This window comes from Micromonospora sp. CMU55-4, from assembly GCF_011602315.1.
Taxonomy (GTDB): Bacteria; Actinomycetota; Actinomycetes; order Mycobacteriales; family Micromonosporaceae; genus Micromonospora; species Micromonospora chalcea.
In genome coordinates, this window is record NZ_JAAOLH010000001.1 from 338,872 (window position 1) to 358,024 (window position 19,153).

The 19,153-nt window shown below is 72.9% G+C and carries 15 protein-coding genes; 5 read left to right on the forward strand and 10 right to left on the reverse strand.

All coding sequences use genetic code 11. The features are described 5' to 3' along the window. Positions 1-20 precede the first annotated feature (20 nt). From HA073_RS01540 to ftsY, 8 genes are all read right to left on the reverse strand, one after another. A complete protein-coding gene (locus HA073_RS01540) occupies positions 21-1,100 on the reverse strand; it encodes an amidohydrolase family protein (protein WP_113971818.1) in 1,080 nt (359 codons plus the stop codon). Positions 1,101-1,118: 18 nt separating this feature from the next. Then, positions 1,119-1,700, reverse strand: coding sequence for a Uma2 family endonuclease (locus HA073_RS01545; protein ID WP_043325919.1), 582 nt, complete (start codon positions 1,698-1,700; stop codon positions 1,119-1,121). A 66-nt stretch (positions 1,701-1,766) separates the two neighbouring features. Then, positions 1,767-3,320 carry a signal recognition particle protein gene (ffh, locus tag HA073_RS01550; protein WP_043325921.1) on the reverse strand — a complete coding sequence of 518 codons (1,554 nt, stop codon included), beginning with the start codon at positions 3,318-3,320 and terminating at the stop codon, positions 1,767-1,769. A 186-nt stretch (positions 3,321-3,506) separates the two neighbouring features. After that, the gene (locus HA073_RS01555) at positions 3,507-5,771 is read right to left on the reverse strand and encodes a [protein-PII] uridylyltransferase (RefSeq protein WP_069088754.1); all 2,265 of its coding nucleotides are present in this window, start codon (positions 5,769-5,771) and stop codon (positions 3,507-3,509) included. Positions 5,772-5,788: 17 nt separating this feature from the next. After that, a complete protein-coding gene (locus HA073_RS01560; protein ID WP_174537509.1) occupies positions 5,789-6,127 on the reverse strand; it encodes a P-II family nitrogen regulator in 339 nt (112 codons plus the stop codon). A gap of 25 nt (positions 6,128-6,152) precedes the next feature. After that, positions 6,153-7,448, reverse strand: coding sequence for an ammonium transporter (locus HA073_RS01565; protein WP_231915538.1), 1,296 nt, complete (start codon positions 7,446-7,448; stop codon positions 6,153-6,155). Between the two features lie 227 nt (positions 7,449-7,675). Further along, entirely contained in the window at positions 7,676-8,539 is an 864-nt protein-coding gene (locus HA073_RS01570) for an aminoglycoside phosphotransferase family protein (RefSeq protein ID WP_174537508.1), read from the reverse strand. Between the two features lie 8 nt (positions 8,540-8,547). Continuing rightward, a complete protein-coding gene (ftsY, locus tag HA073_RS01575) occupies positions 8,548-9,729 on the reverse strand; it encodes a signal recognition particle-docking protein FtsY (RefSeq protein WP_043325927.1) in 1,182 nt (393 codons plus the stop codon). 148 nt (positions 9,730-9,877) lie between these two features. On the opposite strand from ftsY, the gene HA073_RS01580 reads away from it, so the two are divergent. The 5 genes from HA073_RS01580 to HA073_RS01600 all read left to right on the forward strand — a co-directional run bounded on the left by HA073_RS01580 (position 9,878) and on the right by HA073_RS01600 (position 14,810). Beyond that, positions 9,878-11,590, forward strand: coding sequence for an alkaline phosphatase D family protein (locus HA073_RS01580; protein WP_166455536.1), 1,713 nt, complete (start codon positions 9,878-9,880; stop codon positions 11,588-11,590). A gap of 13 nt (positions 11,591-11,603) precedes the next feature. Further along, on the forward strand, positions 11,604-12,029 hold the full coding sequence (locus tag HA073_RS01585) for a MarR family winged helix-turn-helix transcriptional regulator (protein WP_043325928.1): 426 nt from the start codon (positions 11,604-11,606) through the stop codon (positions 12,027-12,029). A gap of 110 nt (positions 12,030-12,139) precedes the next feature. Then, the gene (locus tag HA073_RS01590; protein WP_166455537.1) at positions 12,140-13,729 is read left to right on the forward strand and encodes an MDR family MFS transporter; all 1,590 of its coding nucleotides are present in this window, start codon (positions 12,140-12,142) and stop codon (positions 13,727-13,729) included. 2 nt (positions 13,730-13,731) lie between these two features. Then, complete coding sequence (locus HA073_RS01595; RefSeq protein WP_043325931.1) at positions 13,732-14,220, forward strand: universal stress protein; 489 nt, start codon at positions 13,732-13,734, stop codon at positions 14,218-14,220. Between the two features lie 62 nt (positions 14,221-14,282). Beyond that, a complete protein-coding gene (locus HA073_RS01600) occupies positions 14,283-14,810 on the forward strand; it encodes a DinB family protein (protein ID WP_043325933.1) in 528 nt (175 codons plus the stop codon). A 6-nt stretch (positions 14,811-14,816) separates the two neighbouring features. On the opposite strand, the gene HA073_RS01605 is transcribed toward HA073_RS01600, so the two are convergent. Together HA073_RS01605 and smc are read right to left on the reverse strand one after the other, a co-directional pair. Next, a complete protein-coding gene (locus HA073_RS01605; RefSeq protein ID WP_043325934.1) occupies positions 14,817-15,434 on the reverse strand; it encodes an HAD-IA family hydrolase in 618 nt (205 codons plus the stop codon). After that, positions 15,431-19,030: a chromosome segregation protein SMC gene (gene smc, locus HA073_RS01610; protein ID WP_166455538.1), complete on the reverse strand. Its 3,600-nt coding sequence runs from the start codon at positions 19,028-19,030 to the stop codon at positions 15,431-15,433. Before smc ends, HA073_RS01605 begins: the two co-directional genes overlap by 4 nt. Positions 19,031-19,153 lie beyond the last annotated feature (123 nt).

Below are 19,153 nucleotides of genomic sequence, written 5' to 3' on the forward strand. Positions count from 1 at the left end.
CGGCGGCCGGTCACGGCCCGTCAGCGGACGACCCGGCCGCGCAGGACGATCCGGCTGGGCGTCCGGACCACGCGCAGGTCACGGCGCGGATCTTCGGGGTAGACCACCAGGTCGGCGAGGCCGCCCTCGACCAGCCCGGGGAAGCCGAGCCACTCCCGGGCCCGCCAGGAGGCGGCGGCCAGCACGTCCGGCGCGGACATGCCGGCCTGCTCGTGCAGCAGGAGCATCTCCTCGGCCGCGAGCCCGTGGTCGATGCCGCCGCCCGCGTCGGTGCCGACGTAGATCGGCACACCGGCCTCGTGCGCGGCGCGCACCACCTCGGGGAAGCGGTCGCGCAGGGCGAGCATGTGGTCGGCGTACCCGGGGAACTTGGGCCGGGCCTGCTCCGCGATGTGGCCGAAGGTCCGGATGTTGATCATCGTGGGAACCAGCGCGGTGCCCTGCCGGGCCATCAGGTCGATCAGGTCGAGGCTCAGCCCGGTGCCATGCTCCACCGAGTCCACCCCGGCCCGCACCATGATCTCCACCGCCGACTCGGAGAACGTGTGCACCGCCGCGCGTACCCCGGCGGCGTGCGCGGCGGCGACCGCCGCGGTCATGGTGTCGGCGTCCCAGGCCGGCGCCAGGTCGCCCACTCCCCGCTCGATCCAGTCGCCGACCAGCTTGACCCAGCCGTTGCCGGCCGCGGCCTGCGCGGCCACCGTCTCGGCGACCTCCGCCGCGCCGACCTCCACGCCGATGTCGCGCAGGTAGCGCTTGGGCGGGGCGATGTGCCGGCCCGCGCGGGCCAGTCGCGGCAGGTCCGGCTCGTCCTCCAGTTCGGGGTACGGGTACGGCGACCCGGCGTCGCGGATCGCCAGCACGCCCGCGTCCCGGTCGATCCGGGCCAGTTCCCGCGCCTGGTCGAGCGAGGTGATCGGGCTGCCGCCGCGGGCGATGCCGATGTGGCAGTGCGCATCGGTCAGACCGGGCAGCACGAAGCCGCCGTCGGCCACCGTCTCGGCGCCGGGCACCGGTTCGAAGGTGACCCGGTCGCCGACCAGCCAGACGTCCCGGACCTCGTCGTCGGGAAGGAACACACCGCGCACGTGCAGAGCCATGTGCACAGTCCTACCCGATCAGTCCTCCTCGCCGGCGAGCAGGTCGTTGCGCCGCGCGGTCAGCGCCGGCAGATCGACCGAGACCTTCCAGGGCCGCTCGGTGACGAACAGGTCCTCGGTGTGTGCCAGTTGCTCGTACTCGCGGGCGGCGCCGTCGAGCGTGTACTCGGTCAGCGCGATCCGCTCGTGCTGCGGATCCACCACCCAGTAGGAGCGGACCCCGGAGCGGGCGTAGACCTTCGCCTTGTCGTACAGGTCGTGGAAGTGCGACGTCGGCGAGACGACCTCGACGGCGAGCAGCGCGTCCTCGACCGGGACCGGCGACCGGCCGGCGTGCTTGCGCCGGATCACCACCACATCCGGGCGCGGCTCGTTGCGGCGGTCCACCCGCATGGACAGGTCGATGCTCACCAGGAACTCAGGCGGGCAGTTGACCTCAAGCGCGAGTAGGAGACGGACACACAGATCCTGGTGCAGGGCGGTGGGCGACGGCACGATCAACCTTCCGTTGATCAGTTCGTACGGAAGGTCCTTGGGCAGGTCGCCCAGGTCGTCGACCGTCCACTCGTGCCGCTCGGGCAGGATCGGCGCCGCGGTCATGACATCTCCTTCCAGGGGGCGAACCGACCCTAGGTGATGATCACATCGCCCACTGTCACCGACACGCTAGCGGGGGCCCTTGTCGCCGCCCTTGCCCAGCTTGTTGAAGTCGATCTTCGGAAGCTTGAAGCCCGGCGGCAGGCCCTGCCCACCCGCCAGATCACCCGGGTCCAGGCCCGGCGGGAGCTGCGGCATCCCGCCCGGGAAGCCACCCGGCATGCCGGCGCCGGTACGCGGCCGCCCGCCGCCCTTCGTGCCCTTGCGCTTGTTCTTCGGCGACTTGGTCGCCTTGCGCCGGCCACCGCCGGGCAGGCCCATCATGCCGCCCATCTGCTTCATCATCTTCTGCGCGTCGGTGAAGCGGTTGAGCAGCTGGTTGACGTCCATGACGGTGACGCCGGAGCCGTTGGCGATCCGGGCCCGGCGGGAGCCGTTGATGATCTTCGGGTTGGTGCGCTCGGCCGGGGTCATCGACCTGATGATCGCGGTCACCCGGTCGAAGTGCTTGTCGTCCAGCTCGGCGAGCTGGTCCTTCATCTGCCCCATGCCCGGCATCATGGCCAGCACGTTGGCGATCGGGCCCATCCGCCGGACCGCGATGAGCTGATCGAGGAAGTCCTCCAGCGTGAAGGTCTCCCCGCCCATCAGCTTGGCGGTCATCTTGTCCTTCTGATCGGAGTCGAAGGCCGCCTCGGCCTGCTCGATCAGAGTGAGGACGTCGCCCATGCCGAGGATCCGGCTGGCCATCCGGTCGGGGTGGAAGACGTCGAAGTCCTCCAGCTTCTCGCCGGTGGAGGCGAACAGGATCGGCTGGCCGGTGACCTCGCGGACGGAGAGCGCGGCGCCGCCGCGGGCGTCGCCGTCGAGCTTGGACAGCACCACGCCGGTGATGCCCACGCCGTCGCGGAACGCCTCTGCGGTACGGACCGCGTCCTGGCCGACCATCGCGTCGATGACGAAGATGACCTCGTCGGGCTGGACCGCGTCGCGGATGTTCGCGGCCTGCTGCATCATCTCGGCGTCGATACCGAGCCGGCCGGCGGTGTCGACGATGACGATGTCGCGGGCGGCGCGGCGGGCGTGCTCGATCGAGTCGCGGGCCACCTGCACCGGGTCGCCGACGCCGTTGCCGGGCGCCGGGGCGTACACCTCGACGCCGGCCCGGCCACCGAGCACCTGGAGCTGCCCGACGGCGTTGGGACGCTGGAGGTCGGCGGCGACGAGCAGCGGCTGGTGGCCCTGGCTCTTGAGCCAGCGGGCCAGCTTGCCGGCGAGGGTCGTCTTACCGGAGCCCTGGAGGCCGGCCAGCATGATCACGGTCGGCGGGTGCTTGGCGAACTGGAGCCGCCGCCCCTCGCCGCCGAGGACGTTGATCAGCTCCTCGTTGACGATCTTGATGATCTGCTGGGCCGGGTTCAGCGCCTGGGAGACCTCGGCGCTGCGCGCCCGCTCCTTGACGTTCGCGATGAAGCCCTTGACCACCGGCAGGGCGACGTCGGCCTCCAGCAACGCCATCCGGATCTCGCGCGCGGTGGCGTCGATGTCGGCGTCGGTGAGCCGGCCCTTGCCGCGGAGCTTGGTGAAGATCCCGGACAGGCGGTCACTCAAGGTGTCAAACACGCGAACATCCCGTTTGTCGTTTTCGGCGGGCACATGCTGGCGGGCCGATGGTCCAGCCCACCGTTAGGGTAGCCCGCCGCCCGCACCCTCGCTCCGGCCCGGCCGTCCACGGGCCCACGCCGCTCGTCGGCCGGGTGTTAACAGGGGTCCCTTCCTCTACCGGAGGCGTTAACAAGGGGCCCTTCCTTACACGGCGGCGAGCACGGCGGCCTCGATGCGCGCTCGTTCCTCGTCCGAGGGCCAGCCGCCGACCAGGTAGAAGGCGTCCACCACGTCGCCGCCGAGCGTGGAGATCCGGGCCGCCCGCACCTGGGCGCCGGCCTCGTCGAGCGCGCAGGTGACCCGGTAGAGCAGCCCGGCCGCGTCCGCGGCGCGCAGTTCCAGCAGCACCGCGTCGGTGGCCGCCTCCCGGTGCCAGACCACCCGGGGCGCAGCGCCCTGGCTGCGGGCGGCGAGCGCCCGGCCACGCAGCCGCTGGATCACCGAGACGTCGCCGCCGACCGCGCGGCGCAGGTCGGCGCTGAGCGCGATCGGGTTCGGCGCCAGCCCGTAGCGCGGCTGCACCCGGCACTGCACCAGGGCGCGGCCGTCCACGGTGGCGGCGTCCGCGGAGATCACCTCGAGGCGGTGCAGGGCCAGGCAACCGGCGACCGTGGCGAGCAGTCCGCGCCGGTCCGCCGCGGCCACCGACACCCGGTCCTCCCCCAGGTGTACGACAGGCAGCGGCCCGGCCACGAGCGCCGGGTCGGGGGCCGGCGGAGCGGGCACCACGCCGGTGTCCAGGGTGGTGCGCACCCGGGCCACCAGCTCGGCGATCAGCCGGCCCTTCCAGGCGGACCAGGCGGCCGGGCCGGTGGCGGCGGCGTCGGCGCGTACCAGGGCGTGCAGCAGTTCCAGCGTGGCGGTGTCGCCGACCCGCTCGGCCACACCGGCGACTGTCTTCGGGTCGGACAGGTCCCGGCGGGTGGCTACGTCGGGCAACAGCAGATGCAGCCGGACCAGCGTGCCGATCAGCTCCGCCTCGGCTGGTGGCAGCCCGACCCGGGTGGCCACCGCCTCGGCCAGCGGCGCGCCGACCGTCGAGTGGTCTCCTTCCAGCCCTTTGCCGATGTCGTGCAGGAACGCGCCGAGCAGCAGCAGGTCGGGGCGTTCCACGTCGCGGGTGTGCCGGCTCGCCTCGTACGCGGTCTGCACCAGGTGCCGGTCGAGCGTGAACCGGTGCACCGGGTTGTGCTGGGGCAGGCTGCGCATCCGGGTCCACTCGGGCAGCCAGCGGTCGATCAGCCCGTACCGGTCGCAGGTCTCCCAGGCGGGCACCAGGCCGGGACCGGCGCCGAGCAGCGTGATCAGCGCGGCCCGTGCCGCCGGCGGCCAGGGCGCGGGCAGCGGCGGGCAGTACGCGGCCAGCCACTCGCAGGTGGCGCGCGCGATCGGCAGCCGGGTGGTGGCGGCCGCGGCGGCCACCCGCAGCGACAGGCTCGGGTCGGGGCGGGCCCCGATGGCGGTACGGGCGAGCACCAGTTCCCCGTCCTGCTCGACCACGTCCCGCGCGACCGGGCGGCGCAGCGGCCGGCCGGGGGCGGCCCGGTGGCGGCCGGAGCGGAGCCGGTCGGCGGCCCGCCAGGCGTCGTCCAGGGCGTGGCTGACGGTGCGGGCGTCGCCGGCCACGAGCCGCAGCAGCGCGTCGCCGTCCTCGGCGCCGAGCAGCCGCGCCACGCCGTCGCGTTCCTGGGCGACCAGGCGGTCGACCCGGCGGCCCACCTGCTGGTGCAGCGCGTCGCGGGTGTCCAGCAGCCGCCGGTGCGCCGCGTACACGGCCGGGCGGAGCGCGTCGGTGACCCCGGCGGTGGCGATGGCGCGCAGGATGCCCACGTCGCGCAGCCCGCCGGCCGCCTCCTTGAGGTCGCCTTCGAGCAGGAACGCCAGTTCGCCGTGCGCCTCCCAGCGCGCGGCGGTGATCTCGCGCAGGCCGGGGAGCTGGCGGATCGCGGTCCGCCGCCAGTGGTCGGTGGCGGTACGCGCGAGCTGGTCGGTCAGGGCCGGGTCGCCCGCGACGTGCCGGGCGTCGAGCAGGCCGAGGGCGACCTTGACGTCGTCCTGGGCCACCGACAGCGCCTCGGCGACGGTGCGTACCGAGTGGTCGAGCCGCAGTCCGGCGTCCCAGATCGGGTACCAGAGCGACGCGGCCAGCTCGTCGATGCCGGGCACCCCGGCGTGCAGCAGCACCAGGTCGAGGTCGCCGTAGGGGGCGCACTGGCGGCGGCCCAGCCCGCCCACCGCGACGAGCGCCACCCCGTCCCGGTCCGGGAAGGCCCGGCGCAGCCAGGCGTCGAGCGCCTCGGCCCGCGCGTTCCGGGCCGGCTCACCGATGCCCCCGGGTACGCCGACGACCTCGTTGACCACGGGCACGCCGTCCCCGGTGGGGGTGGCAGCCGTGGTCAACGAGGTCACGTCGGCAGGTCCGGCCGTCAGAGGGCGTCGAGCCCGCGCTCGCCGGTACGCACCCGGACGACCTCTTCGACGCCGGTCACCCAGACCTTGCCGTCGCCGATCTTGCCGGTCCGGGCGGCGCCGACGATCGCGTCCACGATCTTGTCGACGTCGATCTCGTCGGTGAGTACCTCGACCCGGATCTTGGGCAGGAACTCGACCGTGTACTCGGCACCCCGGTAGACCTCGGTGTGCCCCTTCTGCCGGCCGTAGCCCTGGACCTCGCTGACCGTCAGCCCCGCCACGCCGAGGGCGTGCAGAGCCTCCTTCACCGCGTCCAGCTGGTACGGCTTGATGACCGCGGTCACCAGCTTCATGTCCAACCCCTCCATCCCAGGAACGTTAACCGGCGACCTTCTCGCTGACCGGCGCGGACTCGTCCGACTCGGCGGCGGGCTCCGCGCCGGGCTTGCCGGCTCCGATCCCGGCCATCGCGAACGCGCCACCGCCGCTGCCCGTGGTGGGCGACAGGTCGTAGCCGCTCTCCGCGTGCTCGGCGATGTCGATGCCGTCGACCTCGGCCTCGGCGGAGACCCGGAGGCCGATCGTCTTGTCGATCACGAAGCCGAGAGCGTAGGCGACGACGAAGGAGTAGACGCTGACGATCAGCGCGCTGATCGCCTGCTTGCCGAGCAGGCTGGCGTCGCCGCCGACGAACAGGCCGTCGGTCTCCACCAGCGAGCTCACCGAGGCGGTGCCGAACAGGCCGATCCAGAGGCAGCCGATCCAGCCGCCGACGAAGTGCACGCCGACCACGTCGAGGGAGTCGTCGTAGCCGAGCCGGTACTTCAGACCGACCGCGAGGGCGCAGACCGCACCGGCCACCACGCCCAGCAGCACCGCTGCGGCCGGGGTGATGAACGCACAGGCCGGGGTGATGGCGACCAGACCGGCGATGGCGCCGGACGAGGCACCGACCAGGGTCGGCTTGCCGTCACGCACCCACTCCACCACGATCCAGCCGAGCAGCGCCGCGGCGGTGGCGACCTGGGTGTTGATGAACGCCAGCGCGGTGACCCCGTCGGCGGTCAGCTCGGAGCCGGCGTTGAAGCCGAACCAGCCGAACCACAGCAGCGCGGCGCCGAGGGCGACCATCGGGACGTTGTGCGGCTTCATGCTCTCGCGCGGCCAGCCCACCCGCTTGCCGAGCACGAGCACCAGCGCGAGCGCCGCGGCGCCGGCGTTGATGTGCACGGCGGTACCACCGGCGAAGTCCAGCGCGCCGATGTCGCCGCCGATCAGCCCGCCGCCCCAGACCATGTGGGCGACCGGGAAGTAGACCAGGGTCGCCCAGCCGAACGCGAACAGCAGCCAGCCGGCGAACTTCACCCGGTCGGAGAGCGCGCCGCTGATCAGCGCCACGGTGATGACCGCGAACATCATCTGGAAGGCGATGAAGACGTAGATCGGGATTCCGGTCTCGCCCCACAGGTCGTTCTCGCCGACGAACGTCTTGGTGCCCAGGTACTGACCGAGGTCACCCCAGAACTTGCCGCCCTCGCCGAAGGCGACGGTGAAGCCGTAGAAAAGCCACAGGATGCTGACGAGCCCGATGGACGAGAAGCTCATCATCATCATGTTCAGAACGCCCTTGGACCGGTTCAGGCCGCCGTAGAACAGCGCGAGACCGGGGGTCATGAGCAGCACGAGGGCAGTCGAGACAAGCAACCAGGCAGTGTTCCCGGTGTCGATCTCCACGCTGCCTCCTCTCGTTGTCGTATTCCTCCCTCCGACTGAAGACCTGGCAGCATCGCCCGTCAGCCGGTTGCGCGGAAGCTTTGTCGCCGGCTGTTTCCTTCAGCGACACCCCGCGATTTCCGACACGTGACGGGTTGTTTCCGGCGTGTGAAGAACGCCGATCTTGCTCAGCGGAGCGCGTACTCCAACTGGTGCCGCTCGTAGTCGAGCAGCCGCAGGTCGCGCATGGGGCGACGCAAATGGCCCTTGTGGACGATCCGGACGAAGGCCGGCTCACCGGCGGCGGCCATCCGCCGGATGCCCTCGACGTGGTCGACGATGCGCTTGCGGATGGTGCGGATGAGCCGGTGCCGGTCGCGCGGGATCAGCCCGTACGCGTCGGCGAACAGGCGCAGCCGGCGCGGCCGGTCGGGGCGCTTCCAGCCCAGCGTCACCGAGTCGCGGTCGGAGAAGATCGGCACCCAGGTCCAGGCCGCGTACGCCACGTCGTAGATGCGGGCGCCGGGCGAGGCGAGGTCGAAGTCGATCAGCCCGAGCGTGCCGTCCGGGCGCCAGATCACGTTGTGCGGCGCGGCGTCGTGGTGACAGATCACCTCGGTGTCCGGCGGGGGCGGCCCGAACGAGCGCCAGACCGCGCCGGGCGGCGGGGTGAAGCCGTACTGCGCGTCGTGGAACATCCGCAGCATGGTGGCCACCGTGACCAGGGCCTCGTCGGTGACCCAGTGCGGGGCCAGCGGGTACTCCCCGCACTCCCCCTCCAGGTACGACAGGACCTCGCGGTTGCGCTCGTCCATGCCGAGCGCGCGGGGCGCGCCGGTGAAGCCGACGTACTCCAGGTGGCGCAACAGCGCGTGCACGGAGGGCGTCCACGGGCCGGCGTTGCGCCGGACCGTGTCTCCGACACGGACCACTGTGCTCACGTTCCCGCCGTGCAGCGGGATCTCCTGCGAAGTCACGTACGGTCTCCCGAGGCGTGGCGACGGGTGGCTGGGGTCGCGCCACCCCGCGTAGGCGCGATCGTCAGTCGTCACGGGAGAGGTTACGCGTCCCGGGCGAGCGGCTCGGTGCCGAGCAGCGCGTCGACGAACTGGGCCGGGTCGAACGGGGCCAGGTCGTCCTTGCCCTCGCCGAGGCCGACCAGCTTGACCGGGATGCCGAGCTTGCGCTGCACGGAGATCACGATGCCCCCCTTGGCCGTCCCGTCGAGCTTGGTCAGCACCACGCCCGTCACGTTGACCACCTCGGTGAAGACCCGCGCCTGCTCCAGCCCGTTCTGGCCGGTGGTGGCGTCGAGGATCAGCAGCGTCTCGTCGATCGGGCCGTGCTTCTCCACGACGCGCTTGACCTTGCCCAGCTCGTCCATCAGGCCGATCTTGTTCTGCAGCCGGCCGGCGGTGTCGATGAGCACGGTGTCCACGCCGGTGTCGATGCCGCGCTTGACGGCGTCGAACGCGACGCTGGCCGGGTCGGCGGCCTCGGGCCCGCGGACCGTCTCGGCGCCCACCCGGCCGCCCCAGGTCTCCAGCTGGTCGGCGGCGGCGGCCCGGAACGTGTCGGCCGCGCCGAGCAGCACGCTGCGGCCGTCCGCGACCAGCACCCGGGCGATCTTGCCGCAGGTGGTGGTCTTGCCGGCGCCGTTCACGCCGACCACCAGCACGACCGCCGGGACGCCCTCCTTCGGGGCGGTCCGCAGCGAGCGGTCCAGGCTCGGGTCGAGCGCGTTCACCAGCTCGGCGGCGAGCAGCGCGCGCAGTTCCTCCCCGGTGCGGGTGCCGAGCACCCGGGTCCGCTCGCGCAGCCGGTCGACGATCTCCCGGGTGGAGTCGATGCCGACGTCCGCGGTGATCAGGCTGTCCTCGATCTCCTCCCAGGTGTCCTCGTCCAGCCGGTCGCGGCTGAGCAGGCCGAGCAGGCCCTTGCCGAAGACGTTCTGGGAACGGGACAGCCGGGAGCGCAGCCGGACCAGCCGGCCGGCGGTCGGCTCCGGCACCTCGACCGGGGGCGCCTCCACCGGGGGCGCCTCGACCACCACGCCGGTGGTGAGGTCCGCCTCCGGAGCCTCGACCGGCGGGCCGGCCAGATCCTCCTCGGCCCGGGTGTCGACCTCCGTGCGCGGCAGCGGAGGCTCCGGCCGCCGGCGCAGCCGGGGCACCACGAGGCTCAGGCCGCCGATGATCAGCACGCCGAGCAGGGCGAGAGCGACGAGGAGGTATTCCGTCATGCCCGAAATCCTGTCAGATGCCGGCGACGGCGTCCCACTCACCGCCTCGGCACGCGAACAACCTGCGGGTACGCTCACACCGGAAGGCGTACCGCAACCGCCGGCCGGGTAGGGAACAGCCGAAACGATCTTGTCGGAGGTGTATGTCGTGCCCGGTTCCCGCCTGCTCATCGGCCCGTTGCTGCGCCGGGTCGTCGACACGCGGGCGACCGTCTGGGTGGAGACCAGCTCGCCCGCCGTGGTCAACGTCCGCACGGCCGACGGCGCCACCGGCAGCGCGCCCACCTTCTCCGCGTACGACCACCACTACGCGATCGTGGTGGTGACCGGGCTCACCCCGGACAGCGCCACGACGTACGAGGTGCTGATCGACGACGAGGTGGCGTGGCCGCTGCCGGACTCGTCGTTCCCGCCCAGCGTGATCCGGACCCGCGCGCTCGACGACGCCGACCAGCCGGTGCGGCTGCTGTTCGGCTCCTGCCGGGAGACCACCCAGCACTCCACCGCGCGCAAGCTGCCGCCGGACGCGCTCGACGCGTACGCCCGGCGGGTGATGGCCGCGCCCGAGCAGGCCGTGCTGCCCGACCTGCTGGTGCTGCTCGGCGACCAGGTGTACGCGGACGAGACCTCGCCGACCGTGCGGCGGCTGCTCAAGCGCCGCCGCAAGCGGCCGAAGGACGCCCCGGCGACGCAGGTGGTGAGCTTCGACGAGTACACGAAGCTCTACCTGGAGTCGTGGCGTGACCCGGAGATCCGCTGGCTGCTCTCCACCGTGCCGAGCGTGATGATCTTCGACGACCACGAGGTGATCGACGACTGGAACACCTCGCAGTCGTGGCGCGCGGACATGCGCGAGCAGCCGTGGTGGGCCGAGCGGATCCGCAGCGGCCTCGCCTCCTACTGGGTCTACCAGCACCTGGGCAACCTGAGCCCGGACGAGATCGCCGCCGACCCGGTGTACGCGAAGGTCATCGCCGCCGAGGACGCCACCGGCGTGCTGCACGAGTTCGGCGAGCGGGTCGACAAGGAGGCCGACCTGGCGCACGACACCGAGCGCTGGCGGGCCGTGCAGTACCAGTGGAGCTACGCGCTGGACCTGGGCCGCACCCGCCTGGTGATGCTGGACAACCGGTCCAGCCGGGTGCTCCTGCCGGGCAGCCGGGCGATGCTGCCGCCGGGCGAGTGGTCGTGGTTCCTCGACCAGGCGCACGGCGAGTACGACCACCTGGTGGTGGGCAGCTCGCTGCCGTGGCTGCTGCCACCGGGTATCCACCACGTCGAGGCGTGGAACGAGCGCCTGGCCGACTCCGGCCGGCCCTGGGTGGCCCGGATCTCCGAGCAGATCCGCCGGGCCCTGGACCTGGAGCACTGGGCGGCGTTCCGGCGCTCGTTCGAGGCGCTGGGCGAGCTGTTCGCGCGGCTGGGCAGCGGCACCGCGCCGCGCACCGGGGCGCGGGTGGGCGCCGGGCCGGCGTACGCGCGACCGGCGTCGATCAGCGTGCTCTCCGGGGACGTGCACCACTCGTACGTGGCGCGGGCCCGGTTCGCCGACCGTGACGTCCGCACGCCGGTGCACCAGCTCACCTGTTCACCGATCCACAACCAGGTGCCCGCCGGCATGCGCCCGCTGATGACGCTGGGCTGGAATCCCGGCCCGGCCGGGGCGACCCGGGCGCTGGCCCGTTCGGCCGGGGTACGCCGCCCGCCGGTGCGCTGGCGGAAGCTGGCCGGGCCCTACTTCGGCAACGCGGTGGCCACGCTCACCCACCGGGGCCGTGAGGCCGCCGTGGTGATCGAGGGCACGACCAGCGACGGCGAGCTGCGCCCGGTGGCGCAACAGCAACTCAGCGACGGGGACTGAGTACCCTCTGAGCGTGGACGAGACGCTGCGCGCCGTGGAGCACGAGTTGACCGCGTTGCTGCGGCGCGGCCGGGCGCTGTCCTGGGAGATCGCCCGCGAGGTCCACCCGAACCTGGAGCCCAACGCGTACGGCCTGCTGCTCTGGCTGCGGCGGTCGGGGTCGATCCGGCTCACCGACCTGGCCGTCAAGCTGGGCATCGGCAAGGGCACGCTGAGCCGGCAGATCGGCGGGCTGGAGGCGCTGGGCCTGGTACGCCGCGACCCGGACCCCACCGACCGCCGGGCGGCCCAGCTGAGCCTGACCGAGGAGGGCACCCGGCGGTTCGACGCGGCCCGGGCCGCGCGACTCGGACAGATCAGGCGTTCGCTGGAGAGCTGGCCGAAAGAGGACGTGGCGGACCTCGCCCGGCTGATGCACCGCTTCAACGAGTCGTTCTGATCTTCCGGCGAGGGGGAACAAACCCGACCCGGCAAGAGTTGTTGCTCAAGGCAACGGCTTCTACGGTTGCCCAAGGCAACCTTTCTCCCCCGCTCCGGAGGCAATCCACGATGACCCAGGTGACTGCGCCCGCGCGGGCGACCGCCGTCGACATGTCCCACCGCCAGATCCTGGAGGCGCTCTCCGGCCTGCTGCTGGGCATGTTCGTCGCGATCCTCTCCTCCACGGTCGTCTCCAACGCGCTGCCGCGGATCATCACGGACCTGCGCGGCGGCCAGTCCGCGTACACCTGGGTGGTCACCTCGACGCTGCTGGCGACCACCGCGACCACGCCCATCTGGGGCAAGCTGTCCGACCTGTTCAGCAAGAAGCTGCTGGTCCAGATCTCCCTGGTGGTCTTCGTGCTGGGCTCGGTGCTCGCCGGGCAGGCCCAGACCACCGGCGAGCTGATCGCCTGCCGGGTGGTGCAGGGCGTCGGCGCGGGCGGCCTCACCGCCCTCGCCCAGGTGATCATGGCGACGATGATCGCCCCGCGCGAGCGCGGCCGGTACAGCGGTTACCTCGGCGCAGTGATGGCAGTCGGCACCATCGGCGGCCCGCTGATCGGCGGCGTGATCGTGGACACCTCCTGGCTCGGCTGGCGCTGGTGCTTCTACGTCGGCGTGCCGTTCGCCGTACTCGCCCTGATCGTGCTCCAGCGGACGCTGCGCCTGCCGGTGGTCAAGCGCGACGTGAAGATCGACTGGTGGGGCGCCACCCTCATCACCGCCGCCGTCTCGCTGCTGCTGGTCTGGATCACCCTGGCCGGCGACAAGTACGACTGGATCTCCTGGACCAGCGGCGCCATGGTGGCCGGCGCCGCGCTGCTCGGCGCGCTCGCCGCCCGGGTCGAGAAGCGCGCCGCAGACCCGATGATCCCGCCGCGGCTGTTCCGCAACCGCACCATCACGCTCGCCGTGATCGCCAGCATCGCCGTCGGCGTCGGCATGTTCGGCGCCTCGGTGTTCCTCGGGCAGTACTTCCAGATCAGCCGCGGCGCCAGCCCCACCATGTCCGGCCTGATGACGCTGCCCATGATCGGCGGCCTGCTGGTCTCCTCGACGGTGGTCGGCCGGATCATCACCAGCACCGGCCGCTGGAAGAGCTGGCTGGTCATCGGCTCGGTGCTGCTCACCGCCGGCTTCGCGCTGATGGGCACCATGCGGGCCGATACGCCCTACTGGCGCCTGGCCGTGTTCATGGCGCTGATCGGTCTCGGCGTCGGCATGAGCATGCAGAACCTGGTGCTCGCCGTGCAGAACACGGTCCGCCCGGACGAACTCGGCGCGGCCAGCTCGGTGGTGTCCTTCTTCCGCAGCCTCGGCGGCGCGATCGGCGTGAGCGCGCTCGGCGCGATCCTCGGGCACCGGGTCACCGGCTACCTGGCCGACGGCCTGAGCCGCCTCGGCGTCCCGGCCTCCGGCTCGGGTGGCGGCGGCCTGCCCGACGTGCACACGCTGCCCGGGCCGATCCGGGACGTGGTCGAGGCCGCGTACGGGCACGCCGCCGGTGACATCTTCCTGGCCGCCGCCCCGTTCGGGCTGCTCGCCCTGATCGCGGTGGTCCTCATCCGGGAGGTCCCGCTGCGCCGCTCCAACGCCGAGCCGGTCCCCGCCGGGCCCGAGAAGGCCGAGGCGATCCCGGCCGGAACGCGGGACTGACCATGGACGCCGCGGAACGTGAACGGTACGGCCCGCGGACCCGGCCGTCGCCCTACGAGCGGGGTACGGACGGGCCGCGGGTGGTGCTCGTCGGCGTGGACGGCAGCCGCACCTCGATGCGTGCCGCCGCGTACGCCGCCGGACTGGCCCGGCGACAGGGCGCCACGCTGGTGGCGGTGTTCGTCAGCTCGCCGGCCTCGTACAGCGCGATGCTCTCCGGCGTGGTGGCCGGCGCGGTCCAGCAGACCCACGACGAGCTGGCCGCCGAGCTGCGCGCGGAGTGCCGGCGCGGGGCCGAGGAACTGGACCTGCCGGTGACGTTCCTGTGCCGGCGCGGCGACGCCTACACCGAGCTGTGCCGGGCCGCCGACGAGCACCGCGCCGACATGGTGGTGGTCGGCTCGTCCGAGCAGGCCGGGCACAAGCTGGTCGGCTCGGTCGCCACCCGGCTGGTCCGTACCGGCCGGTGGCCCGTCGTCGTGGTGCCCTGAAAGGAAGGGCCCCCTGTTAACGCCTCGCGTTGTGCAGGGGGCCCCTCTTAACATCTGCGCCCATGACCTGGACCGTGCCTGAGATCGACCGCCGCCACGAGCCCTACGTCGCCGACGAGCGCACCATGCTCGAAGGCTGGCTCGACCACCATCGCGACACGCTGGTGCACAAGTGCGCCGGACTCACCGCCGAGCAACTGCGTACCCGCAGTGTCGAGCCCTCCGGGCTGACGCTGCTCGGCCTGGTCCGGCACATGGCCGACGTGGAGCGGTGGTGGTTCCGCATCCGCGCCGCCGGCCAGGACGTGCCGACGCTCTACGACTACAGCGCCGACCCGGACGCCGACCACAACGACGTCGCCGACGCCGACCCTGCCGAAGCGTTCGCCACGCTGCGCGCGGAGATCGAGGCGGCCCGGGAGGCGGTCGCCGGCCTGCCGCTGGAGCACACCTTCCGCCATCGCCGGGGCGACACCGTCAACGACGTCAGCCTCCGCTGGGTCTACGTCCACATGATCGAGGAGTACGCCCGGCACAACGGCCACGCCGACCTGATCCGGGAACGCATCGACGGCGTCACCGGCGCCTGAGCCGGATCAGTACGCCAGCGCCGCCCGCAGGTAGCGCAGGTCGGCCGGGCCGCTCCAGCGGTGGGCGGACAGCCCGGCCACCCGGGCACCGGCCACCGAACGGTCCTCGTCGTCGACGAACAGCACCCGCCCCGGTGGCGTCTCCAGCGCCTCGCAGGCGGCCTGGAAGTACTCCTTCGCCGGCTTGTGCACGCCGACGACAGAGGAGTTGACGATCACGTCCAGCTCGTCGGTCAGGTCGAGCGCGGCCAGGTCGGCGTCGAGCAGGTCGGTGGCGTTCGTGCCCAGACCCACCCGGATGCCCGCGGCCCGCACCTCGCGGACGAACGCCAGCACCTCCGGGTCCACCTCGCCGCGGTAGCTCTGCCACTCCTGGACCGCCGCGCGGGCCCGGTCCGCGCCGACCGCGGGGGTCAGCGCGTCGGCCACGCTCACCATCCACTGGGCGTGGCTGACCTGGCCGGTCAGCACCGGCTGGAGTAGACCCCAGGACATCGCGATCTCACCGAGGACGCCCTCGGTCAGCCCGTACTCCCGCTCGACGCCGGCGGCCACCGCCGGATCCCAGCGGCGCAGTACGCCGTCGAAGTCCACCAGGAGCGCCGTGGCGCGTTCCCGACTCACTCGCTCGTCACCTGTTCCTCGTCGTCGGCCCGGTTGAGCCGCTGGCTGATCACCTGGGTCACACCGGCGCGCATGGTCACGCCGTACAGCGCGTCGGCGATCTCCATGGTCCGCTTCTGGTGCGTGATCACGATCAGCTGGCTCTTCTCCCGCAACTGTGCCAGCAGCGTGATCAGGCGGCCCAGGTTCACGTCGTCGAGCGCCGCCTCCACCTCGTCCATGATGTAGAACGGGCTGGGCCGGGCGCGGAAGATCGCCACGAGCATCGCCACGGCGGTCAGCGACCGCTCCCCGCCGGAGAGCAGCGAGAGTCGCTTGATCTTCTTGCCCGGCGGCCGGGCCTCGACCTCGACACCTGTGGTGAGCAGGTCCTCCGGGTCGGTGAGAATCAGCCGGCCCTCGCCGCCGGGGAACAGCACCGTGAAGACCTGCTCGAACTCCCGCGCGGTGTCTTCGAACGCGCTGGCGAAGACCTCCAGGATCCGGTCGTCCACGTCCTTGACCACGGTGAGCAGGTCACGCCGGGTGGCCTTGAGGTCCTCCAGCTGCTCGGAGAGGAACTTGAAGCGCTCCTCCAGCGCGGCGAACTCCTCCAGCGCGAGCGGGTTCACCTTGCCCAGCAGGGCCAGTTCCCGTTCCGCCTTGGCGGCCCGCTTCTCCTGCACCGGCCGCTCGTAGCGGACCGGCTCCGGCACTGGCCGCCCGTCCTTCTCGGCCAGCGCCACGTCCGCGTCGGTGGGCGGCACCAGCCGGTCCGGACCGTACTCGGCGACGAGCGTGGCCACGTCCAGGCCGAAGTCCTCGGCCGCCTTGGCCTCCAGCTGCTCGATGCGCATCCGCTGCTCGGCGCGGGCCACCTCGTCGCGGTGAACCTGGCTGGTGAGCCGTTCCAGCTCGGCGGCGAGCCGCTTGGCCGCGCCGCGTACCTCGGACAGCTCGGCCTCGCGGGCGGCGCGTTCGCGGGCGACGGCGTCGCGGTGCTCCTCGGCCCGGGCGACCGAGACGGTGAGCCGGGTGAGCGCCTCGCGGGCGCCGCCGACCACGGCCCGGGCGATCTGGGCGCCGCGGGCGCGGGCCGCGCGCCGGGCGGCGGCGCGCTCCCGCGCCGCGCGTTCGGCGGTGGCCTGCCGGGCCAGCGAGTCGGCCCGCCCGGCGATCGAGGCCACCCGCTCCTCGGCGGTACGCACCGCGAGCCGGACCTCCATCTCGTTCTGCCGTGCCTGCGGCACCATGGCGGCGAGCTGGTCGCGTTCCTCGGTGGACGGTTCGGCGTCGATCGGGGTGGCCTCGGCCAGCCGCAGCCGTTCCTCCAGCTCGGCCAGCGCCGCGAGGTCCCGTTCCCGGGCCGCCTCGGCGCGTGCCCGGGACTCGCCGAGCCGGTCGGTCTCCGCCTTCGCCGATCGGGCGGCCGCGCCCAGTTCGGCGAGGCGGCGCGCGGCGGCGTTGCGGTGGCTCTCCGCCTCCCGCTTGGCGGCGGCGGCGTGCTGCACGGCCTCCTTGGCGGCGGCCACCTCGGCGCGCGCCTCGGCGAGCTGTTCGCGCAGCTCGGCGGCGGTCCGTTCGGCGGTGGCGCGGTTGGCCCGCGCCTCCTCGACGGCGGCCTGCACCTCGATGAAACTGGGCGCCTTTGCCGACCCGCCCGCCGCCGCGTACGCCCCGACCACGTCGCCGTCGGGGGTGACCGCGCGCAGCTCCGGGTTCGCAGCGACGAGCGCGGACGCGGCGGCCAGGTCGTCGACGAGCGCGACGTCGCGCAGCGCCCGGTGCACGGCCGGCCGGATCTCGGCCGAGCACTCCACCAGGTCGGGCGCCCAGCGGGCGCCCTCGGGCAGCTTCGGGCGCAGCGCGTCCGCGGAGCCGTCCATGCCCGGCCCGGCGGGGCTGCCGACCAGCAGCCCGGCCCGGCCGGCGTCGGAGATCTTGAGCAGCCGCATCGCCTCGACCGCTTCGTCCACGCCGCTGACCGCCACCGCGTCGGCGAGCCCGCCCAGCGCGGCGGCGAGCGCCGCCTCGTCACCGGGCGCGACGGTGAGCAGCCCGGCGAGGCTGCCGAGCAGGCCGGGCACCTGGTCGGCGCGGGCCAGCAGCTCACCGGCGCCGTCCTTGCGGCGCAGGCCCATCGCGAGCGCTTCCTCGCGGGCCTTCCAGGTGGCGGCGTCCTTCTCCGCGGCGCGCTCCCCGTCGGTCAGGCTGCGCACCGCCGCCTGGGCCCGCTCGTGTACGGCCACCGCCTCGTCGTGCCGGGCGTCCAGGTCGGCGTTGTCCCGGTCGGCCTCGGTCGACTGCTCGGCGACCGCGTCCAGGTCGGCCTGCGCCTTCTCGGCCCGGCCCATCGCGTCGGTGTGCGCGGCGGCGAGCCGTTCGATCTCCTCGCCGGCGCTCGTGGTCCGGGCCCGGGCGGAGTTCACCTGGCCGGTGAGGCGGGCCAGTCCCTCGCGCCGGTCGGCGATCGCCTTGGCGGCGGCGACCAGTTCCCGCTCGGCGGCGGCGAGCTGGCGTTCCAGCTCCTGGCGGTGCTCGACCGCCTCGGCCAGCCGGATCTGGTCCTCGGTGAGCGCGGCGCGCAGCTCCTCCTCCTGCTCGCGCACCCGCCGCGACTCCGCCTCCAGCTGTTCCGGGTCGCGGCCGGGGCGCTCGTCGTCACCGGCGGCGCTGAGGTGACGCAGCCGTTCCCGGGCCAGTTGCTCGATCGAGCGGAACCGTTCCTGGAGCGCGGAAAGGCGGTACCAGGTGTCCTGCGCCGCCGCGAGCAGCGGGGCGTCCTCGGCCAGCGCCGCCTCCAGCTCGCCGAGGCGGCCCTGCACCTCGCCGTGCTCGGCCTCGATCAGCTCGCGCCGCTCGCGCAGCGCGGTCTCGTCGGCGATCTCCTTGTCCAGTGTGGTCCGCAGCGTGTGCAGGTCGTCGGCGAGCAGCCGCAGCCGGGCGTCGCGCAGGTTGGCCTGGATCGCGGCGGCGCGGCGGGCCACCTCGGCCTGCCGGCCCAGCGGCTTGAGCTGGCGGCGCAGCTCGGCGGTGAGGTCGGTCAGGCGGTTGAGGTTGGTCTGCATCGCGTCGAGCTTCCGCAGCGCCTTCTCCTTGCGCTTGCGGTGCTTGAGGACGCCGGCCGCCTCCTCGATGAACGCCCGCCGGTCCTCCGGCTTGGCGTGCAGCATGCCGTCGAGCCGGCCCTGCCCGACGATGATGTGCATCTCGCGGCCGATGCCCGAGTCGGAGAGCAGCTCCTGGATGTCGAGCAGGCGGCAGGAGTCGCCGTTGATCTCGTACTCGCTCTCGCCGGAGCGGAACATCCGGCGGGTGATGGAGACCTCGGTGTACTCGATCGGCAGCGCGCCGTCGGTGTTGTCGATGGTGAGGGTGACCTCGGCCCGGCCCAGCGGCGCGCGTCCGGCGGTGCCGGCGAAGATGACGTCCTCCATCTTGCCGCCGCGCAGCGCCTTGGCGCCCTGCTCGCCGAGCACCCAGGCGATGGCGTCGACGACGTTGGACTTGCCGGAGCCGTTCGGGCCCACCACGCAGGTGATCCCGGGCTCCAGCTTCAACGTCGTGGCGGAGGCGAAGGACTTGAACCCCTTCACCGTCAGGCTCTTGAGATGCACCTTCTCGATCCTCGTCCGGTGGCCGCCGTACCGTCGCCGGCTGCGCGGACCTGGTGAACCCGCAGACTAACCCGGGACCGCGACGTCGCCGCCACGCGACCCACCCGGCACCTGCGGTGTCCG

Coding starts and splice junctions, on each gene's coding strand:
- ftsY (WP_043325927.1), bottom strand. CDS start 9,729: ATGACGGAATACCTCCTCGTCGCTCTCGCCCTGCTCGGCGTGCTGATC.
- HA073_RS01565 (WP_231915538.1), bottom strand. CDS start 7,448: ATGACCCCCGGTCTCGCGCTGTTCTACGGCGGCCTGAACCGGTCCAAG.
- HA073_RS01545 (WP_043325919.1), bottom strand. CDS start 1,700: ATGACCGCGGCGCCGATCCTGCCCGAGCGGCACGAGTGGACGGTCGAC.
- HA073_RS01590 (WP_166455537.1), top strand. CDS start 12,140: ATGACCCAGGTGACTGCGCCCGCGCGGGCGACCGCCGTCGACATGTCC.
- HA073_RS01540 (WP_113971818.1), bottom strand. CDS start 1,100: ATGGCTCTGCACGTGCGCGGTGTGTTCCTTCCCGACGACGAGGTCCGG.
- HA073_RS01595 (WP_043325931.1), top strand. CDS start 13,732: ATGGACGCCGCGGAACGTGAACGGTACGGCCCGCGGACCCGGCCGTCG.
- HA073_RS01600 (WP_043325933.1), top strand. CDS start 14,283: ATGACCTGGACCGTGCCTGAGATCGACCGCCGCCACGAGCCCTACGTC.
- HA073_RS01560 (WP_174537509.1), bottom strand. CDS start 6,127: ATGAAGCTGGTGACCGCGGTCATCAAGCCGTACCAGCTGGACGCGGTG.